21 protein-coding genes are annotated in these 17,468 nt (G+C 48.5%); 6 read left to right on the top strand and 15 right to left on the bottom strand.

From position 1 onward, the window contains the following. Window positions 1-14: 14 nt before the first annotated feature. From ftsA to bshC, 9 genes are all read right to left on the bottom strand, one after another. The gene (gene ftsA / locus CRN96_RS00855) at window positions 15-1,460 is read right to left on the bottom strand and encodes a cell division protein FtsA (RefSeq protein WP_097038179.1); all 1,446 of its coding nucleotides are present in this window, start codon (window positions 1,458-1,460) and stop codon (window positions 15-17) included. A gap of 107 nt (window positions 1,461-1,567) precedes the next feature. Beyond that, window positions 1,568-2,851, bottom strand: coding sequence for a cell division protein FtsQ/DivIB (locus CRN96_RS00850; RefSeq protein ID WP_245844507.1), 1,284 nt, complete (start codon window positions 2,849-2,851; stop codon window positions 1,568-1,570). 47 nt (window positions 2,852-2,898) lie between these two features. Next, window positions 2,899-4,230 (bottom strand): UDP-N-acetylmuramoyl-L-alanine--D-glutamate ligase, encoded by a 1,332-nt coding sequence (gene murD / locus CRN96_RS00845; RefSeq protein ID WP_097038178.1) that lies wholly within the window; start codon window positions 4,228-4,230, stop codon window positions 2,899-2,901. Beyond that, a complete protein-coding gene (gene mraY / locus CRN96_RS00840; RefSeq protein WP_097038176.1) occupies window positions 4,231-5,193 on the bottom strand; it encodes a phospho-N-acetylmuramoyl-pentapeptide-transferase in 963 nt (320 codons plus the stop codon). A 9-nt stretch (window positions 5,194-5,202) separates the two neighbouring features. After that, window positions 5,203-7,281: a penicillin-binding protein gene (locus CRN96_RS00835; RefSeq protein ID WP_245844506.1), complete on the bottom strand. Its 2,079-nt coding sequence runs from the start codon at window positions 7,279-7,281 to the stop codon at window positions 5,203-5,205. Between the two features lie 79 nt (window positions 7,282-7,360). Beyond that, entirely contained in the window at window positions 7,361-7,741 is a 381-nt protein-coding gene (ftsL, locus tag CRN96_RS00830) for a cell division protein FtsL (protein ID WP_097038173.1), read from the bottom strand. Window positions 7,742-7,752: 11 nt separating this feature from the next. Beyond that, window positions 7,753-8,682 (bottom strand): 16S rRNA (cytosine(1402)-N(4))-methyltransferase RsmH, encoded by a 930-nt coding sequence (gene rsmH, locus CRN96_RS00825; protein WP_097038171.1) that lies wholly within the window; start codon window positions 8,680-8,682, stop codon window positions 7,753-7,755. 11 nt (window positions 8,683-8,693) lie between these two features. Then, window positions 8,694-9,125: a division/cell wall cluster transcriptional repressor MraZ gene (mraZ, locus tag CRN96_RS00820; protein WP_097038169.1), complete on the bottom strand. Its 432-nt coding sequence runs from the start codon at window positions 9,123-9,125 to the stop codon at window positions 8,694-8,696. A 139-nt stretch (window positions 9,126-9,264) separates the two neighbouring features. Further along, window positions 9,265-10,851: a bacillithiol biosynthesis cysteine-adding enzyme BshC gene (gene bshC / locus CRN96_RS00815; RefSeq protein ID WP_097038167.1), complete on the bottom strand. Its 1,587-nt coding sequence runs from the start codon at window positions 10,849-10,851 to the stop codon at window positions 9,265-9,267. Window positions 10,852-10,962: 111 nt separating this feature from the next. Here bshC and CRN96_RS00810 point away from each other — a divergent pair, with 111 nt between their 5' ends. After that, window positions 10,963-11,430: an N-acetyltransferase gene (locus CRN96_RS00810; protein WP_097038165.1), complete on the top strand. Its 468-nt coding sequence runs from the start codon at window positions 10,963-10,965 to the stop codon at window positions 11,428-11,430. A gap of 26 nt (window positions 11,431-11,456) precedes the next feature. Here the strand turns inward: CRN96_RS00810 and rpmF are convergent, their stop codons facing one another. Further along, window positions 11,457-11,630: a 50S ribosomal protein L32 gene (gene rpmF / locus CRN96_RS00805; RefSeq protein ID WP_097038163.1), complete on the bottom strand. Its 174-nt coding sequence runs from the start codon at window positions 11,628-11,630 to the stop codon at window positions 11,457-11,459. 2 nt (window positions 11,631-11,632) lie between these two features. Continuing rightward, window positions 11,633-12,151 carry a YceD family protein gene (locus CRN96_RS00800; protein ID WP_097038161.1) on the bottom strand — a complete coding sequence of 173 codons (519 nt, stop codon included), beginning with the start codon at window positions 12,149-12,151 and terminating at the stop codon, window positions 11,633-11,635. A gap of 112 nt (window positions 12,152-12,263) precedes the next feature. On the opposite strand from CRN96_RS00800, the gene CRN96_RS00795 reads away from it, so the two are divergent. Continuing rightward, entirely contained in the window at window positions 12,264-13,409 is a 1,146-nt protein-coding gene (locus tag CRN96_RS00795) for a nucleotidyltransferase (protein ID WP_097038159.1), read from the top strand. Here CRN96_RS00795 and coaD read toward each other — a convergent pair. Further along, window positions 13,399-13,881, bottom strand: coding sequence for a pantetheine-phosphate adenylyltransferase (gene coaD / locus CRN96_RS00790; RefSeq protein ID WP_097038157.1), 483 nt, complete (start codon window positions 13,879-13,881; stop codon window positions 13,399-13,401). The genes CRN96_RS00795 and coaD overlap by 11 nt on opposite strands. A gap of 5 nt (window positions 13,882-13,886) precedes the next feature. Next, window positions 13,887-14,426, bottom strand: coding sequence for a 16S rRNA (guanine(966)-N(2))-methyltransferase RsmD (gene rsmD / locus CRN96_RS00785; protein WP_097038155.1), 540 nt, complete (start codon window positions 14,424-14,426; stop codon window positions 13,887-13,889). A gap of 62 nt (window positions 14,427-14,488) precedes the next feature. Between rsmD and CRN96_RS00780 the strand changes: the two genes are divergently transcribed. After that, complete coding sequence (locus tag CRN96_RS00780; RefSeq protein ID WP_097038153.1) at window positions 14,489-14,860, top strand: DUF7147 family protein; 372 nt, start codon at window positions 14,489-14,491, stop codon at window positions 14,858-14,860. Here CRN96_RS00780 and CRN96_RS00775 read toward each other — a convergent pair. After that, complete coding sequence (locus tag CRN96_RS00775; RefSeq protein WP_245844505.1) at window positions 14,857-15,165, bottom strand: DUF2129 domain-containing protein; 309 nt, start codon at window positions 15,163-15,165, stop codon at window positions 14,857-14,859. The genes CRN96_RS00780 and CRN96_RS00775 overlap by 4 nt on opposite strands. 64 nt (window positions 15,166-15,229) lie before the next feature. On the opposite strand from CRN96_RS00775, the gene CRN96_RS00770 reads away from it, so the two are divergent. Next, window positions 15,230-16,150, top strand: a complete 921-nt coding sequence (locus CRN96_RS00770; protein WP_097038149.1) for a glycerophosphodiester phosphodiesterase family protein — start codon at window positions 15,230-15,232, stop codon at window positions 16,148-16,150. A 55-nt stretch (window positions 16,151-16,205) separates the two neighbouring features. Then, on the top strand, window positions 16,206-16,454 hold the full coding sequence (locus CRN96_RS00765; RefSeq protein WP_097038147.1) for a hypothetical protein: 249 nt from the start codon (window positions 16,206-16,208) through the stop codon (window positions 16,452-16,454). Between the two features lie 28 nt (window positions 16,455-16,482). Here the strand turns inward: CRN96_RS00765 and CRN96_RS00760 are convergent, their stop codons facing one another. Next, window positions 16,483-16,920 (bottom strand): YlbF/YmcA family competence regulator, encoded by a 438-nt coding sequence (locus CRN96_RS00760; RefSeq protein WP_097038145.1) that lies wholly within the window; start codon window positions 16,918-16,920, stop codon window positions 16,483-16,485. Window positions 16,921-17,045: 125 nt separating this feature from the next. On the opposite strand from CRN96_RS00760, the gene CRN96_RS00755 reads away from it, so the two are divergent. Then, window positions 17,046-17,402 (top strand): YugN family protein, encoded by a 357-nt coding sequence (locus CRN96_RS00755; RefSeq protein WP_097038143.1) that lies wholly within the window; start codon window positions 17,046-17,048, stop codon window positions 17,400-17,402. The last annotated feature ends 66 nt before the right edge of the window (window positions 17,403-17,468 follow it).

The raw sequence follows: 17,468 nt of genomic DNA, 5'->3' as shown, positions 1-17,468 counted from the left end.
CCCAATGATTCATCTTATTCAAAAAGATTCTTAAATAACTTTTTCATATAGCCACTGACGTCTTTTGATTCTTTCGGCCGTTTCTCTCCGGAGTTGTCATTCACTTTTTTATCGTCTTCATAGGAATAATCGGTGTACTCTTCATACTCCGAATCATCCTGGACTTTCTCATGCTGGACCGGCTCGGCTTCAACCGGTCTTTCCACTGCATCATTCTTATCTTTTCTAGTTTTGAATAAACCACTGAAGAAGTTTGAATCGGTGTCTTCCGGAGTTTCAGCAGAGACAGTTTCTGTTGCCGTGTCATAATTACCAATTGTAACATATTCCAGCAGCTCATCAAATGAAATTCCACTGCTGATCGTGGAAATGGCACTTGAAAATTCCGGTTTCCTTGCACCCATCTGATTCGGAATGTGTATGCGCACCTTTTCAGAGACCATGTCCTGCATCAATTCCTTGATCCCGAGCAGGTTCGCCGTGCCGCCCGTCACTATGAAGCCCCCGCTCACCTTGTTGATGGATTTGCGCTGCAGGTCTTCGAAAACACCGAGCAGCATTTCCTCGAGGCGGAGTTCTATGATGTCCGCAAGGTCCTTCGGCGTCACTTCGATTGCATCGTCACTGTTGATCTGCGGCAGCCGGATGATATCTTCATCATTTGCCATATCGAAGAAGGCATGTCCGTATTGGTTTTTCATCTTGTCGGCAATATCGTAGGGTGTGTCGAACGCCTGTGAGAGGTCGCTGCTGATCAGGTTGCCGCCGACAGGTATGCTTGATGCATACTCCAGCGCACCGCGTTCGAAATAGGCGTACTGTGTGAGGTCTGCACCGATGTCGATCACCACGCTGCCAAGCTCGGCCTCCGCGTCCGTCAGGACATGCTCATAGTTCACAGCGTCCGAATAGACATCAAGGACGGTCAGCCCGGATTCCTCCACACACTTGACCATATTGATCAAAAGGGTGCGGTTGATCAGGATGATGCCTGCCTTGACCGCAAGCGACTGTGTTGCCACCATCTCTTTTGGGTCTTTCACTTCGTGCAGGTCGTCCACGATAAAATGAACCGGGAACACCGTCACCACTTCGAGGTCGTTTCCAAGTTCCTTTTCCCTTAATGATTCAAGCAGGCTTTCAATATGTTCACCATTGATTTCAGTCGATTCTCCGCCGAAACGGATCGCCTCCTCACCGAACTTGATTTCCGAATCGGTGATCGGCATCTTCAAAAATACTTCGTCTATTTCCACCCCTGATGAAATGCTTGCTTTTTTAACTGTATCTTTTATTGCACTTTTAGCCAAGTCAAAATCCGTGATCATCCCTTTGGATATACCATCGGTGAAAGTCTGTCCGATTCCGATGATGTTGACCCCATCGTGAAACTTCTCACCGACGACTGTTTTAATACTGGATGAGCCGATATCAAGGGCTACATAGTAATGTTCCTTCAAGTCATCTGCCTCCTAGCGAGCTATCAATTTACTATTATCAGTTTACATTATCACAAGTTAATTGTGAACTATTTGCGGGTATTATACAAAGTATTAATACTGAAGATTCATTCGTCTTCAAAATTTTCAAATTCGTTCAACGCTTCTTTGATGCTGTTCATCGATGCGTTCACTTCATTGACATAGCCGCTCGTCTCCGGTGAATTGTATATGCCTTCTTTGATCTGCCTGGCCTCCGCCGAGTCATACGGCAGGAAACTGCTGCCGATTTCAATGTCGATGATACCTTCACTGCCTTCGCCGATTTCCTCTTTCATGCCGATGTAATGATTCATCTTCTCCCCGAAATCCCGGTAATCCGCGACGAGTTCCTGGCCGTCATTCATGAAGATATGTATCCTCGTCATGGAGTTTTCCGAAGGCCTGTAGTAGATTTCCGAAATGCCTGTCAGTATTTCCGGTTCGATGTCGTTCAGGTTGTCGACGAGCTGATCCATCTCTTCACCTTCGAAGTGATGGACAAGAGGTCCTGAAGACGGTGTGACCTGGTAGCCCCGTAAAATACGTGCGTTTTCAAGCAGCGGGTTGTAGCCGCCTTCGTTTTCCACATACCCGACCGCCCGGTATTCATCGATGCCGACATCCACCCCGTTCCACCAGTCCCGCTCGACAGTGACATCGACAATGATCGGGAGGAGTGCAATGTTCTCTTCTGCCATATCGGTGCTGATGCTGAACATTTTGTCGCCTGCTTCAAATCCCAGGCGGTTTTCGATTTCTTCAGTGGAGATGATTTCATTGCCGCTGATGTTAATTTCCTTGAGGTCGCTCACGTCGGTGAAGACGTACCAGAGCAATGTGCCGAACAGGATGAGGAACAGGAGGGACGGTATGAGTACCAGTTTCGGTATGGACGCAAAATTCTCCTTCAAGGCAGTAAGACGGGTATAGCGCTTCGGCTTCTTTTTGTTCTTCTTTTTCGGCCTGGCGGCATCCTTCGATGCAGCCTCCGTATCTGATGCAGCCGTATGCTGCGGTGCCTCTGTCTCCTCCGGTTCTTCATCCGGGGCTTTCCCATCGGCCAATTTCGTATAATCGAAAAGGATGCGCGGTCCTTCTTTTTGCAGATTTTCATTTTCAGGCTGTTCTTCGGAAGACATGGAATCATGCACTTCCCCGCCTTTTTTCGTATAATCGGCAAGGATGCGCGGACCTTCCTTCTTTTCTTCTTTATTTTCAGCCTCTTTTTTTAAGGTTGAGAAGTCCTGGACTTTCGGTCTCTCCAGCTCAGCCTCTTCTTTTTTCAAATCATCGGCCGGGGAGCCATAGAGACGCGATTCGATTGACGACTGCCGGCCGTCGTCCCGGCTTGACTCCAACTTCTTCCTCAAATTTGAAATTTTTTCTTTATCCTTCATGTCCCCTGGCTCACCGCCTGTCATTGAATTTTATGGAAACCTTCTTTAAAATGATCGCCTCTTGCTTCATAATCCTTGTACTGATCCCAGCTTGCACACGCCGGGGAAAATAAAACGACTTCGCCCTGTACGGCTATTTCAGATGCAATGAGCGCCGCTTCATGCGGATCGGCTGCGGAGGTCACACCGATACCCCGTTCGCCTGCCCAGCCGGTAAGTTTCTCTTTTGTCTCTCCGTACGCGACCAGATGTTTCACATGCGCGATATACTCTGTCAGTTCATCGAATGACTGTCCGCGGTCAAGGCCGCCCGCGATCCACACCGTCGGCACATCGAAACTCCGCAGTGCAAACGAAGTGGCCAGATTGTTCGTCGCTTTTGAATCATTATAATATTTCACATCATTGATGCTCCCGAGGTATTCCATCCGGTGCGGTATGCCGCCGAACTCCTTCAAAGTCCGTATGACCGCATCCTCCCCGGCCCCGAACCGGTCTGCCGCCATGATTGATGCCAGTATGTTCTCATAGTTGTGGCTGCCCTTCAAAAGGACTTCTTCAAGTCCGATCAGCCGCCGGCCCTTCCAATAGATGCTCCCGTCCCTGATGAATGCATCGGATGCATCGTCATTGAAGAATTTCAGCTCTGCACGCACCGTCCGGCCGTCGAGCATCTCTTTCTGGCCGCCGTTGAATATGACCGTATCATCAGGATCAAGATTCTTAAGAAGGGAGAGTTTAGCCTCCACATATTCCTGTCTGTCCGTATGATAATCCAGATGTGCTTCATAGATGTTCGTGAATAAAGCGACATCCGGCTTGAATGTGTCGACCCCCATCAGCTGGAAGGATGAGAGCTCCATCACAAGGATGTTGTCATCATCTGCCTCATGGGCCGCTTCGCTCGCCGGATAACCGATATTGCCGCACAAAATCGGTTTCTGTCCATCATTTTTCAAAATTTCACCGATCAGATGGGTGACGGTCGTCTTGCCGTTCGTGCCGGTGATGCCGATCACAGGCGCATCTGTGATATCCCTGGTGAGTTCGACTTCCGTAATGATCGGAATCCCTCTTTTTTGTGCTTCCTTTATGAATTCTATCGTGTAGGGTATGCCGGGATTCTTGATGATCAGGTCTGCGTCGTTCAAAAGATTCATGGGATGGTGCCCGTCGACGATTTCGACACCCTGGCCCTTCAGCACCTGTCTTGTCTTTTCATCTGCAAAAATTTCGTTCGTCGTGAGAGTGACCTCCGCACCGGATCGCAGCATTGCGTCCACAGCGCTTCTCCCGCTCCTGCCGTATCCCAGTACGATCACTTTTTTGCCTGTATATTTATCAGTTTTCATCTACATGCCTCCAAGCAGGATGCCGATCATCCCGGCAGCAGCGCCTGCAGTCCAGAAAACGCCCACGATCTTCCATTCACTCCAGCCGATGAGCTCGAAATGGTGATGGATCGGAGTCATCTTGAATATCCTTCTGCCGGTCAGTTTGAATGACGCGACCTGAAGGATGACCGAAGCTGTTTCTATGACGAACACGAGGCCGATGATCAAAAGCAGCAGGCTGTTGTTGATCATGATCGATACGATGCCGATCAGGCCGCCGAGTGCCAGTGAACCGGTGTCACCCATGAAGAGTTTTGCAGGGTACTTGTTGTAGATGAGGAAGCCGATCAGGGCACCGATGATGATGCTCAGGAAAATTGATATCTCATACTCGTGATACATCGATGCGATCGTCAGGAATGCGCCGAATGCAATGATCGACAAGCCTGTCGCAAGACCATCCAGTCCATCGGTCAGGTTCACTGCGTTGCTGAAACCGACCAGCCAGAAAATGATCCACAGGACGAAGGCGTAACCGAGCGGAATCGCCCAGTCCGTCCCCGGTATATGGATGCTGTTCGTGATGTCCGGTATCCAGTTGATCATTATCAGATAGACGATGATGGAAACCAGTATCTGTGCCATGAATTTCTGCTTTGTCGTCAGCCCCGTATTATCCTTTTTCACGACGATGATATAGTCGTCGATGAAGCCGACCAGGCCGAACCCGAGGGTGACGATGATGAGCACGAGCATTTTGTAGATGTCATCCACAAAGAACAACGCAACGAGTGCCAGCAGTATCGCCGGTATGAGGAAAGTCAGGCCGCCCATCGTCGGCGTCCCGGTCTTCGCCTGATGCGACTCCGGCCCCTCCTCCCTTATGGATTGTCCAAACTTCAATCGTTTCAATAATGGTATCGTCACCGGCACTAAAATTGCAGTAAAAGCGAATGCCAGCAGTAAAAATATTAAATTCATCATGTCCTCCTAATCATTTGGATCCTTCGGTTCCAGGGTGATGCCGATTTCACTGCCCTCTTCCAGCGGGGCACCTGCTTCGACGGACTGGTCTTCGACATAGCCCTCACCCTCGATATTTACAGTGACCCCTGTAAAATCTCCAAATATAATCGCTTCGCGTTTTGATAAACCTCTCAGATCGGGCATTGTCGCTTCCCCGTCTGTTTTTATGAAGAAAGTGTCGAACGGCAGCAGAGTGCCATTCATCGGATAGTGGTCCTCCACTTCAGTGCCTTCACCGATCACCAACCGGCGGATGGTCTCCTGCTGCGGCAGTGATTCATCGTCCAGGGCCATGTTCCTGTAATCATCGACAGGGATGACTTCTGCTTTGGACTCTCCACCTTCGCCGCCCACTTCAAGATACTTGAGCGTGCGTTCCATCAGCGGGTTGAATCCGTGCATGACGCCGTAATCCCATGTATCCGCCTTATTCTTCGTGGCAAGCTTGATGCCGTAGTAGATGATCACTTCAGGATCTTCCTTCGGTGCATATCCGATGAAGGAAGTCAGGAATTCATAAGGTCCGTCCATGTACCCTCCGCCATCAGGGTCGATGACCTGTGCTGTGCCGGATTTGCCGGCCACCTCATAATCATCAAGCTGGTACTGCGGGTTCCTGTCCATCGAACCGCCTACGAACGTGTTGATCTCTTCCTGCGTCTTTTGGGCTGCTTCCGGGCTGATGACTTCCCGCACTACAGTCTCCCCGCCTTCATAAAGAGTTTCATCCGTATTCGGGTCGGTGATGGATTCTATGACGTAGGGTTTTTTCATCTGGCCGTCATTCAGGATGGCCGTCATGCCCTGAATCATCTGTATCGGGGTGACGGTCGAAGTCTGTCCGAAAGACGTCGTTTTACGCTGCAGCTCTTCATCCCACGCAATGACGCCGGAAACTTCGCCCGGAAATTCAGACTCCGTCGAGGCACCAAAACCGAAATCCTTATAATACTCGAGCATCTTCTCATCACCGACGCGGTCCTGGAGGATCATCATCAGTGCGTTGGAAGAATACTGCATGCCTTCGTTGTAGGTGATGGTGCCCCAGCCTTCAGGCTCCCAGTCGTAGATGGTATGCCCGCCGACGTCATAGGAACCCGATTCGAAATAAGCATTCGGATCATATTCCCCTGCGTCGATCGCTGCTGCGAGACTGAAGACCTTGAACGTGGAGCCGGGTTCGAAGGAATACTGGTACAGCATATTCAGCCAGCTGTTGCCGAAGCCTTCCCGGGTCCTCGGGTTGAAGGAAGGCCTCTGGCCGGAGCCGAGAATTTCGCCCGTTTCAGCATCCGCCACGACCGCAAATAATTCTTCAGGTTCAAAATGCTCCTCCATCGTATCCAGCGAATCTTCCAGGTATAACTGTATATTGGAATCGATCGTAAGCTGGATATCCGCACCGTCTTCGGGTGCTTTCACCTGACTCTGTGTATTCGGCACGATATAGCCCCAGACGTCCTGCGTATACCCCGTGGCGCCCGCTGCACCGGTCAATACTTCATCATAGGCGCGCTCGAGCCCCATCTGGCCGGACAGTTCCCCGCTGTCCTCATCCTGTTCGGCATAGCCGACCAGGTGGGAGGCGAAATTGCCGTTCGGATAGAACCTTTTCGTTTCGGAGACGAAGTACAATCCGCTGACTTCCGAGTCAGCATCCTGCTGTGCCTCTTCAAGTGCCTGCTTTTCATTATAGGAGATGTCCCGGCCCTCACGCCCGAGCTCCACCTGGAAACGCTCATCCTCGCGCCCTTTTTCAACCTGTTCCTTCACTTCATCTTCGTCTATATCCAGCACTTCGTTCAGCACCGAAGCCGTTGCGTCGACATTGTAGACGTAGTTTGGATAATCATCGTCGATGATCAGTGCGACACGGTAGGATTCCATGTCACTTGCAAGTATGTTGCCTTCGCGGTCGGTGATGTCCCCCCGCTCCGCACTGTTCACGGCAGTCCTTGTGAATTTATCATCACCATGGGCGATCAAATCTTCATCATCAAGCGATTTCCCTATCATGAGATAGGCAAATTGCCAAAATATCAAAAGAAAAAGCACTCCTATACCTGAATATATAAGGAGCGCACCGAAAGAAAAAGATGTAGTTCTATTCATAAACTTTACTTTAATCTTCGCCATGTCTTTCAACAACCTTTACATTGCCATTGTCAAGTTCCAGACCAAGCTCACCGGCTTTCTCGTAAATCCTATCATAGGAAGCCAGATGTGTCACTTCCGTCGTGAGCTCATCTATCTCACCATTTGTCGTCGCGATTTCGCTCTCAATATTCGTGATTTCACTCTGGAGCTGGTAGGCTTCCATCCGCAATGACAGGACGGCGACTGCTGCAACGGCAATGACGAAAATCAACGCAATGTAAATCATCGTTTCGGTCCTTTTCAGGCCGACGATCTTACTCTTGACACGCGTCCTTCCACCCGGTTCCGGGTTTTGGCCATTGCTCCTCGTCTCAGGTAATACCTGTCTGTATCTTTCCACTGCCATATTAACACATCCTATTTTTGTTTCTCTGCAATCCGTAATTTTGCGCTTCTGGCTCTGGGATTGATATCCAGTTCTTCATCATTCGCAAGGATCGGTTTACGGTTCACTCTTTTCAGGACCGGCTGGTACTCTTCCGGGACGACGGGCAGGTTTCTTGGCAGGTCCGGGCCTTTTTCATATTCCACGAACATCTGCTTGCAGATGCGGTCTTCCAGCGAATGGAAGGTGATGACTGACACCCTGCCGTCTTTGTTCAGCAGCTCTATCGCATCTTCCAATGACCTCTCCAATACTCCAAGCTCATCATTCACCGCAATCCTGAGCGCCTGGAACACCCTCTTCGCGGGATGTCCCCCTGTACGTCTGAATTTGTGTGGTATTTGGGATTTGATGATTTCAGTCAGTTCTGTCGTCGTCTCGATGTCCTTCTCTTTTCGTTTCCTTTCAATTTCCCTTGCTATTTTCTTCGAGAATTTTTCCTCGCCATATCTGAAAAATATACTCACAAGTGCTTCATATGGGTATGTATTAACGATTTCATAAGCATCCAGGGGCTGCGACTGGTCCATCCTCATATCGAGCCTTGCCTCTTTCGAATGGGAGAACCCTCTTTCGGTGATATCAAGCTGCGGGCTGGACACGCCGAGATCATACATGATGCCATCGATGCCCTGTATATCAAGTTTCTCAAGTTCTGCTTTTAAATTTTCAAAATTACTGTGGACCAGTATCAGTTTTGGATCATTTTTGAATTTCTCGCGTGCATGGTCGATTGCGTAAATATCCTGGTCGAATGCAATCACTTTGCCGGTCGTCACTTTACCGAGCAGATATTCGGTATGGCCTCCGCCGCCCAGGGTCGCATCCACATAAATTCCGTCTTCGCGCACATTGAGTCCATCCACTGTTTCTTTCAACAACACCGTGTCATGTGTGAACACATCGTCACATCCTATAAATCAAAGTCGATTAAATCTTCTGCTATATCTTCAAAGTTTTCTTCTGATTTTGTGTAGAAATCCGTCCACTCACCGGTGTCCCAAATCTCTATACGGTCAGACACACCGATCACGGTGCAGTCTTTTTCAAGCCCTGCATAATTGCGCAGGTTCTGGGGGATGTTGATGCGCCCCTGCTTGTCCATTTCGACAAGTGCCGCACCGGAGAAGAACAGCCTCATGAACTTGCGGGCATCACGTTTGGTGAGCGACAACTTCTGCATACGCTTTTCAATGCGCGACCATTCTTCCTCGGTATAGCCGAAGAGGCATTTATCCAGTCCACGGGTGATTATAAACCTGTCTGACAATTCACTGCGGAACTTGCTTGGAACGATCATCCGCCCTTTGGCATCAAGCTTATTGTTGTATTCTCCCATGAACATGGCCTTCACCTGCCTCTATTTATAAATTACCACATTCCACCACATTTCACCACAAATTATAAAAATTCAGTATTATATTTTATGCAAAATAAAAAAGCGGTCCCCCGCAATGGGGAAACCGCTCTTTTAAAGCCTGACATTATGGTGTTTTAATGAGGACGAGGTCCGTTGTATAGGATAGTGGGGGGAAATCCCTGAAATCCGTCATATACTGCCACGGGTGGTAGATCCGTTCATGAAGCGCCCCGTCCGGCAGCAGCCTTTCCTGGAGTTCCCTCACATCACCGAGCTCTTTTCTCCTGTGGCGTTTCACTTCCGTCCTGTATCTCCGCTCCAGGTAGTCCAGCTGCTTGATATGATGCTTGAAGTTCGCCTCGACGATATCCGTCATGAATTCCTGTGAATTCAATCCGTGGAGCTCACGGTAATGCTTTTCGGCACTTTCCGTAATCTCATGGATCTTATCGATGAATCCGGCGTTGAGGTCATCCTGCACCATCGATGCCTTATAATCCTCAGCCTGCGTGTGGAAGTCCGGATTGAATGTCAGCTCATACTTCCGCAGCATCTTATCAAGACGCGGCGGGAGGTAGCCGAACTCCATCCGCTTCAGGATGATCGGCATGCCGACGCCCATCACATCAAACACTTCATGCAGCTCCCCCCAGTATTTCACTTCGGCATTCCCGCCGAGGAAAACGAGCGTGTTGAAAAGCATCTCCTGCATCAGCGGCCGGGTGACCACATTATTGCTGAAGACGTGAGGTGATGACTCAAGCAGCTCCAGCAGCTCTTCCTTTGTATAACGTTCATCGCCCGCTGTGAAATGTCCATCCGTAAAGGAAAGGAGCGTGCGTGCCATATCCGCTCCGATGAACAGGTGCACATTCGTATCCGTCTGGATGACCGGTGATGTGCCGCATGCCGCATTGATTTTCTCCTGGCCGCGCATGAAAGCTTCATGTATTTCTCCGTGCGATTCGATCATCCGCCTGAACAGCCCCTTTTCCAATTCCCGCACTTCGGGCAGATGGCTGTTGAAGATCAGCACGCCTTCATCCTTGAAGACATCGTGGACCAGCGCATGGAACAGCTCCGTCCAGTATGTGTGCCGGTCGATCATCGATTCGATCCTGTCCCTTAAGGCGAGCAGGTCTTCACGGTCGCCGCAGAGCTCCATGATTTTAAATAAAGTCTCTTTCATGACTTTTTTATCATATTCATAGAAACCGATGCTCATATTGATGCGCAGATTCGGCTTATAGGTGATTTTCCGGCGTTTCCTGTGCATGCTGTCGTAGACGTATGTATGATTGATCTCCTCGTAATCATGGTCTTCGCCTGCAACCCAGAACACGGGCACGGCATCATAATCATACTTTTCCTTCATATCCTTCTTGACGATGATGATGGACATGATCTTATGGATGATGTAGGCAGGGCTCATGAAGAGCCCCGCCTGCTGCCCGCCGGTGATGACGCGCCCACCGTCCGCAAGCCGCTTCAGATTCTCTTCCTGCGCTTCGGACAGCCCAAACTTCTCCATATCATTCCGTATGATGTCTGCAAGTTCTCCGGTATGTGGATGCACCGGACGGCTGAGCACCGCTTCAACGCTTTCATCATTGAATGAAAGATTTTGATAGTGTTTAAGTACATTCTCTTCCTGCTGATTGAATTTATCGATGAAATCATCTTTAGAGAAATTCATACATTCGATTTCCATGATTCTTCTCCTTTGTGACGGTGATTAATTAAGATTATAGTTTTTTTCATTTTATAAAACAATTGAACTGTTTGCCGGATATATTATAATGGACGAAAGGAGCGAATATTCATGTCTGAAATCAAGCGATTACCAATCAACTACAAAACAGCTGAAGAATTCAAGAAATTCCGGGAGTACGGCGCCCAGGAACTGCAGATGCAGGAAGAACTGGAAGGCAATATGATCGATGCAGATACCGATTCGCCGTTCTACGGCATCTATGTCGGGGAAAATCTCGCAGCCCGCATGTGCCTTTTCAAAAAGGAGGACACGGACCAGCCGATCTTCGAACCGCCCCATGACTACCTTGTCATATGGAAGCTTGAAGTGCTGGAGAAGTACCGCGGCCGGGGATTCGGCACAGCATTGATCGATTATGTAAAAAAGCAGGATATGCCGATCAAAGCGATCAGCCGTCAAAACGCCAGGAGTTTCTTTGAAAAAAACGGCTTTGAAACTTTAAAATATGATATTGAGCGTGATCTTGCAGACGATGCCCTGATCTGGTATCCGGAAGGTTACTCTTTAAAACAATAAAAAAGATGAGCTTCCGCTCATCTTTTTTAGTTATTGACGACTTCTTCACCTTTGTAGCTTCCGCATTCTTTACATACACGGTGTGAAAGTTTCATTTCACCGCAGTTTGAACATTCGACCATTCCAGGCACCGAAAGTTTGATATGCGTACGGCGTTTATTTTTACGGCTTTTAGACGTTCTTCTTTTAGGTACTGCCATGATTAATCCTCCTTTTCTTCGTCACTATCCAATAGCGCTTTTAGTTTCTCAAGCCTCGGGTCGACCTTCTCCTCATCTTCACGGAGATAATCATCTTCCTCGATGACCATCCAGTCTTTCCCGCCTGCAGCAAGCTCTTCGCTTTCCGTATAGGCGTTTGGAAGGTTGACTATGATGAGCTCCCTGATCACAGGTTCCAAATCCAGCGTGTGGATGACGGGATGGACATTTTCATCCAGATCATCCGTCTCTTCAACCGTCTCATCGAATATTTCCATCGATTCGACGCTGACCGGGACTTGAATTTCTTCAGATGTTCGACTGTCGAGCATGGTGATGATTGAATCAATGTTCATCTGTACGTGGAATTGATCACTCCGCACAACTATCCCGCCGTTGACTTTGGTCGAATCGACAGAGACGATATCCCTGCGGTCCGTCAAATCGTCAAGTTCGAGTTCACCATCGAATTCAATCACTTCATCACTGAATTTTCTTAATTGTGATAGCGTCCATTTCATACTCTTCACCTCTTATGAGCACAAAAAATATTGTACATTTTATAGGGGGGCATGTCAAGTTATTTTCTTAACGTAATATTTGATACAATACATTTTAAAGGGGGGGATGGACATGCGCGTCACATCTTTGATCACCGAATACAATCCGTTCCACAACGGACATATTTATCATATAAACGAAAGCCGCAAAGTGACAGATGCCGACATCGTCATCGCGGTCATGAGCGGAAACTTCACACAGCGCGGTGAAGCGGCCGTCATCGATAAATTCATCCGCACACGGTATGCACTGGAACACGTCGATCTTGTCGCCGAACTGCCGCTCAAGTCCGCCGTCAGCTTCGCCGATGATTTCGCACTCGGCGGCGTGCATACGGCAGACCTTTTGAAGTCCACACATCTCGTCTTCGGCAGCGAGTCCGGCGATATCGATGCGTTAAGGCGGCTCCATGATGATATGGAGGGCAGTGTCAATAAAGACCGGCTCTCCATGCTCATCAGGCAGGGATACAGCCACCCACGGGCCATGGAGGCGATGACAGGCAATCCTGACGTCGGCGGCTCGAACAACATCCTCGGCCTCGGCTATCTGAAGGCACTGGAGGTACTCGACAGCCCGATCACCCCGCTCACCATAAAAAGGCAAAGCAACCGCTACAATGACCCTCTCTTGTCGGAAGGTGCATTCTCAAGCGCGACAAGCCTCCGCAACAGCATCATGGACGGTGATGGTGAAGACGCCAAGAGATTCATGCCCCCGGGGCTCGTGGATGAAATACTCGCAGCCGGCCCTGTCGGCAATGAAAGTTTCTTCAAATCTTTGAAGCTCCTCATCACACATAAGACGCCTGAGGAGCTCAGGGAGATCTATATGATGACAGAAGGCCTCGAACACCGCCTGAAAGCGATGATACGCGGTGCAGACCATTATGACGAGTATATGCACCGGGTAAAGACCAAACGCTACACATGGACGCGCCTGAACCGTCTGATGACATGCATCCTTTTGAACATCAGATGGCGCGATATGGAGAACTGGGATGTGAGGGACCTCGAAGCAGTCCGCATACTCGGCATGAATTCAAAAGGCCGCGAATATTTGAGCACACTTAAGGGCGGGGAGACGGAAATCATCACCAACGTCAATAAGAAAAATGCCCATCATATCACGGATGAAATCATGGCGACCGACATCTACAACATAGCAGCCGCCACCGGCCGCAGCGACTTCAACACCCCCGTCATCATCACCCGCTGAATTTTTCTTCAAGCAGGTTCGCAATATACGGCGGCACAACATCTTCTATCTTGCCGCCGTACTTCGCCACTTCCTTCACGATGGATGACGATATGAACGAATAATTGTTGTTGGTCATCATATAAATCGTTTCGATGTCGCTGTCGAGCTTCCTGTTCATGCTCGTCAGCTGCATCTCGTATTCAAAATCACTGACTGCACGGAGCCCTCTCACGATCGCCCTCGCCCCCACCTGATGGCAGAAGTCGATCAGCAGTCCGTTGAACTGTTGAACCTCCACATTTTCAAGGTGCTTCGTCACTTCCTCGATCATGTCCACCCTTTCCTGCGGGGTGAAGAGCCCCTCCTTGGAAGAGTTTTTCAAAACTGAAATATAAACTTTATCAAAAACCTTGCTTGCCCTCTCGATTATGTCCAGATGTCCGTAGGTGATCGGATCGAAACTGCCCGGACAGACTGCTACTCTTGTCATGGAAATTACCCCTCATAATCTTTCAAAATAGTTACTTTAACTGTACCATAGTTGACCTCGCGTATATTGTCAAAGCCGGCGTGTTCGAACTGTTCGTCCCTGCCGGTTTCGACGACGATCCTGCCGCCCGCGTTCAGGAGCCCCGCTCCTTTTATTGCCGAAAGTGCATGTGTGACGATGTTTTTCCGGTACGGCGGGTCAAGGAAGATCAGATCGAAAGTCCTCCCCCTTTTGGTGAGCGCCTTCAGGGCGCGTCTGTAATCATTCCGGTAGATCTCGATATCCTCTTCGATGCCCTCAGTATTCTCCTTCAGGATTTTTACGGCGTCCTTTGCGCCGTCTATGAAGATGCAGGAATCCGCACCGCGGGATATCGCCTCTATGCCGAGGGCACCGGACCCTGCAAACAGATCCAGCACATCACCCTCGACCGTCCCCAGTATATTGAAGATGTTTTCCCTGACTTTATCCGTCGTCGGACGCGTGTCATTATGGGACAGCGTATGGATTTTCCTGCCTTTGTAACTGCCGCTGATGACTCTCATATAAAACCTCTTTTCATTTTCCGATGATATGCGATAAGATAAGTACCAGGAGTTGATGTTCAATGCAGAAATTCATCCAAATCGGTGACGGTTACGGGGATATCTTCGAAATGGAAGCACTCATCCAATATAACCATCAGCGCATCAAATCAGGAATCTACCTGCACACAGAAGGCAGGCCTTCCACATTCATACTTGTCATGGCCCCTGTACGCGGAAACTTCCAGGCACTCTATACGGTCTTCCAGGGCATACCGATGACAAGCAAACATAAACAGAAATATAAAATCATCAATGAGAATCTCGAAAAATACAATATCCAAAAAGTCGAGATGTCCACACGGGATCCTGATGATTTTTATGCACGGGAACAGTACTTCCAGTATATGCTCGGCGTGCTCAGGCTGAACAACCTCATCCCGCCGCTTACCTAGATGACCCTGTAATCCCTGGCTTCATGATTTTCCCGGCTGTATTCCCTTTTGATGTTCGGATACTGCGAGACGATGATGTCGGAGACATACTTCAGCCTCTCCAGTTCTTTAATTGTTTGAGAAACATCTGATTCGTCAATATATAGTAATAAGTACTTTTTATCTTTATTTACATAAATCAGATGGCCGTAACGTTTTAATTGTCGTATGAATTTATTTTGTTTAAAATAAATATAAATACCGATCCGTTTCTTCAACATGTCCATACCACCCATCTGTTTGTAGTTTGTATATAAAGATATCATACCATTTCAGAAGCAATTTTTTAACAGTGTCATTCAAGAATCAGTTATTGGAGGAAATTTAAAAATGAGAAAATGTATTAAGACTCTACTCACGGCAGCAGGCATCACCGGCGGGATCCTCGGGGGGTTATGGCTCGGCACGAAACTGACGAGCGAGACGCAAGTCAGGCACATCAAGCCCTACTTCAAAAGACGATCACCATACATCTTCGCCCACCGCGGCGCTATGGGACTTGCACCCGAGCATACGAAACTCGCATTCGACAAAGCGGCCGAATTCAATGTCGAAGGCTTTGAAATCGACATCCGCCTGACAAAGGATGAGGAAATCGTCGTGATCCACGATGCATATGTGGACCGCACTTCCGACGGCGCAGGCCGCGTCAGCAACCTCACACTCGATGAGTTGAAAGCACTGGATTTCGGCCACCACTTCAGGGATGTCGAAGGCAATACACCCTTCAGGGGCCACCCGGACGCCAAAGTGCTCACTTTAAGGGAGCTCTTGGAAAATTATCCGGATAAACTGATCAACATTGAAATCAAGGACAGACCTGAAACTTACGAAGGCAGCCTGATGCCGACGGTCCTCTACCGTCTGATCAAGGAACTCGGCGTGGAGGACAGGGTGCTTGTGACCAGTTTCCACGACGCACAGATCAACAGGTTCAGACTGTATTCGGGCGATGAGATCGCACTCGGTGCAGGCGAAGACCAGGTGAAAAAAGCCTACTTCAGCTACAAGTCCGGATTCAGGCATCTGTACCAGCCGGAAGCCGACACTTTCCAGATCCCATACAATGTGAAAGGCTACCCGCTCGATGATGAGAAATTCATCGCGTTCCTGCAGAACTTGAACGTCGCAGTCGGCTACTGGGTCGTCAACGATATGGACAAGATGGATGAGCTGATTCAAAAAGGTGCACACACGATCGTGACAGACTTCCCGGATATCAGCCATCACCTGATGAAACAGAGGTATTAATAAATAAACCCCTTCCTTTGAAGGGGTTTTTATTTTTATTTGGGGGTAGAAAATCATGTCATGTGATGAGGAGTGCGGCTTTTCTGCTCACTCAGGGTCGGAAATCATGACGAATGAGCAGTCACGGGACTTTGCTGCTCACTCAGACTTAGAAATTATGACGAATGAGCAGTCATGGGACTTTTCTGCTCACTCAGGCCCGGAAACCATGGCGAATGAGCAGCGCAGAGACTTTTCTGCTCACTCAAGTTCGGAAATCATGACGAATGAGCATCCTCATACAAAAAACCCGGCCACCTCTTAAAGGTGACCGGGAATGCATGTGAATGATATCAGCTGGCACATGAACAGCCGCCCCCGGTTGAACAACCGCCGGAGGATTCTTTAGTGAAGAATGGATTGTCACTGACAATATTGACATTCTCGCTTATATCTTCGCTCATATGGAACAATACTTCATCGAGCAGTGCCTGAAGCTGGTACTCGGCCCGCCTGTACTCCATAACGACCGGATGTAAATCTAATTTCTTTTTATACTGATTGACTTCCCTTCTCTTTGTGGTGAAGTCAGGATGATATTTGCCGAAGCGCTGGACTTCCTCGAAGTCCTCTTTCAGTCTTTTGAACTCTGAAACGATTTCCAGAACTTCGGAATCATTATTCATAAGATAATTATATTTACAGTAGCGCTTGAATTCTTCTGTCTGGGTAATCATGTCGTTCAGGTGGTCGAGTTGATCAAGTATCGTTAAATCCTGCAGTGTATTCATAAAATCACCTCTCATTTTATAGTATCAGACTTCATTATTCATTGCGAGAGTGAAATTCTATTTGCAACTATTAAGTATATAGATTAAAATTGAATTATTGTTATTAATGCTAGGGAGGAAATTTCATGATTTTCGAAAACTCTGGTCTTGAGAAAATGGTTGTCCCTCAAGATGTCTTACAAAATGTTATGAACAAGAACGGCTGGGTTCTCGGCGGCTCATGGGACTATGAGCGTATGACCTTCGATTACAAGTACGAAATACCTGAAGGCATCTACTATCTCCGCCTGCCGGGTTATGCGGTTGAAGGTGATGTCGGTGCAAACAGTGCAACACTTCAGCTGATGGATCCTTACATGGGTAAACATTACTTCCCGACCGGTGTCGAATACGGGGCGGATGAAGTTTTCCCTGAAAGAATCGTCGAACATGCAGTGAACAATATACGTAACGTCGTAAAAGATCTGCAGGTCCTGGTCTAAACCGGCGCCCGCAATTTTCAGCTTTGAGTCCTTTGGGATTCAAGGCTTTTTTTATTTCAATAAAAA

Origin of the sequence: Salinicoccus kekensis, assembly GCF_900220995.1 — a bacterium.
Lineage (GTDB): Bacteria > Bacillota > Bacilli > Staphylococcales > Salinicoccaceae > Lacicoccus > Lacicoccus kekensis.
This window is presented reverse-complemented; position numbering and strand designations above follow the sequence as displayed.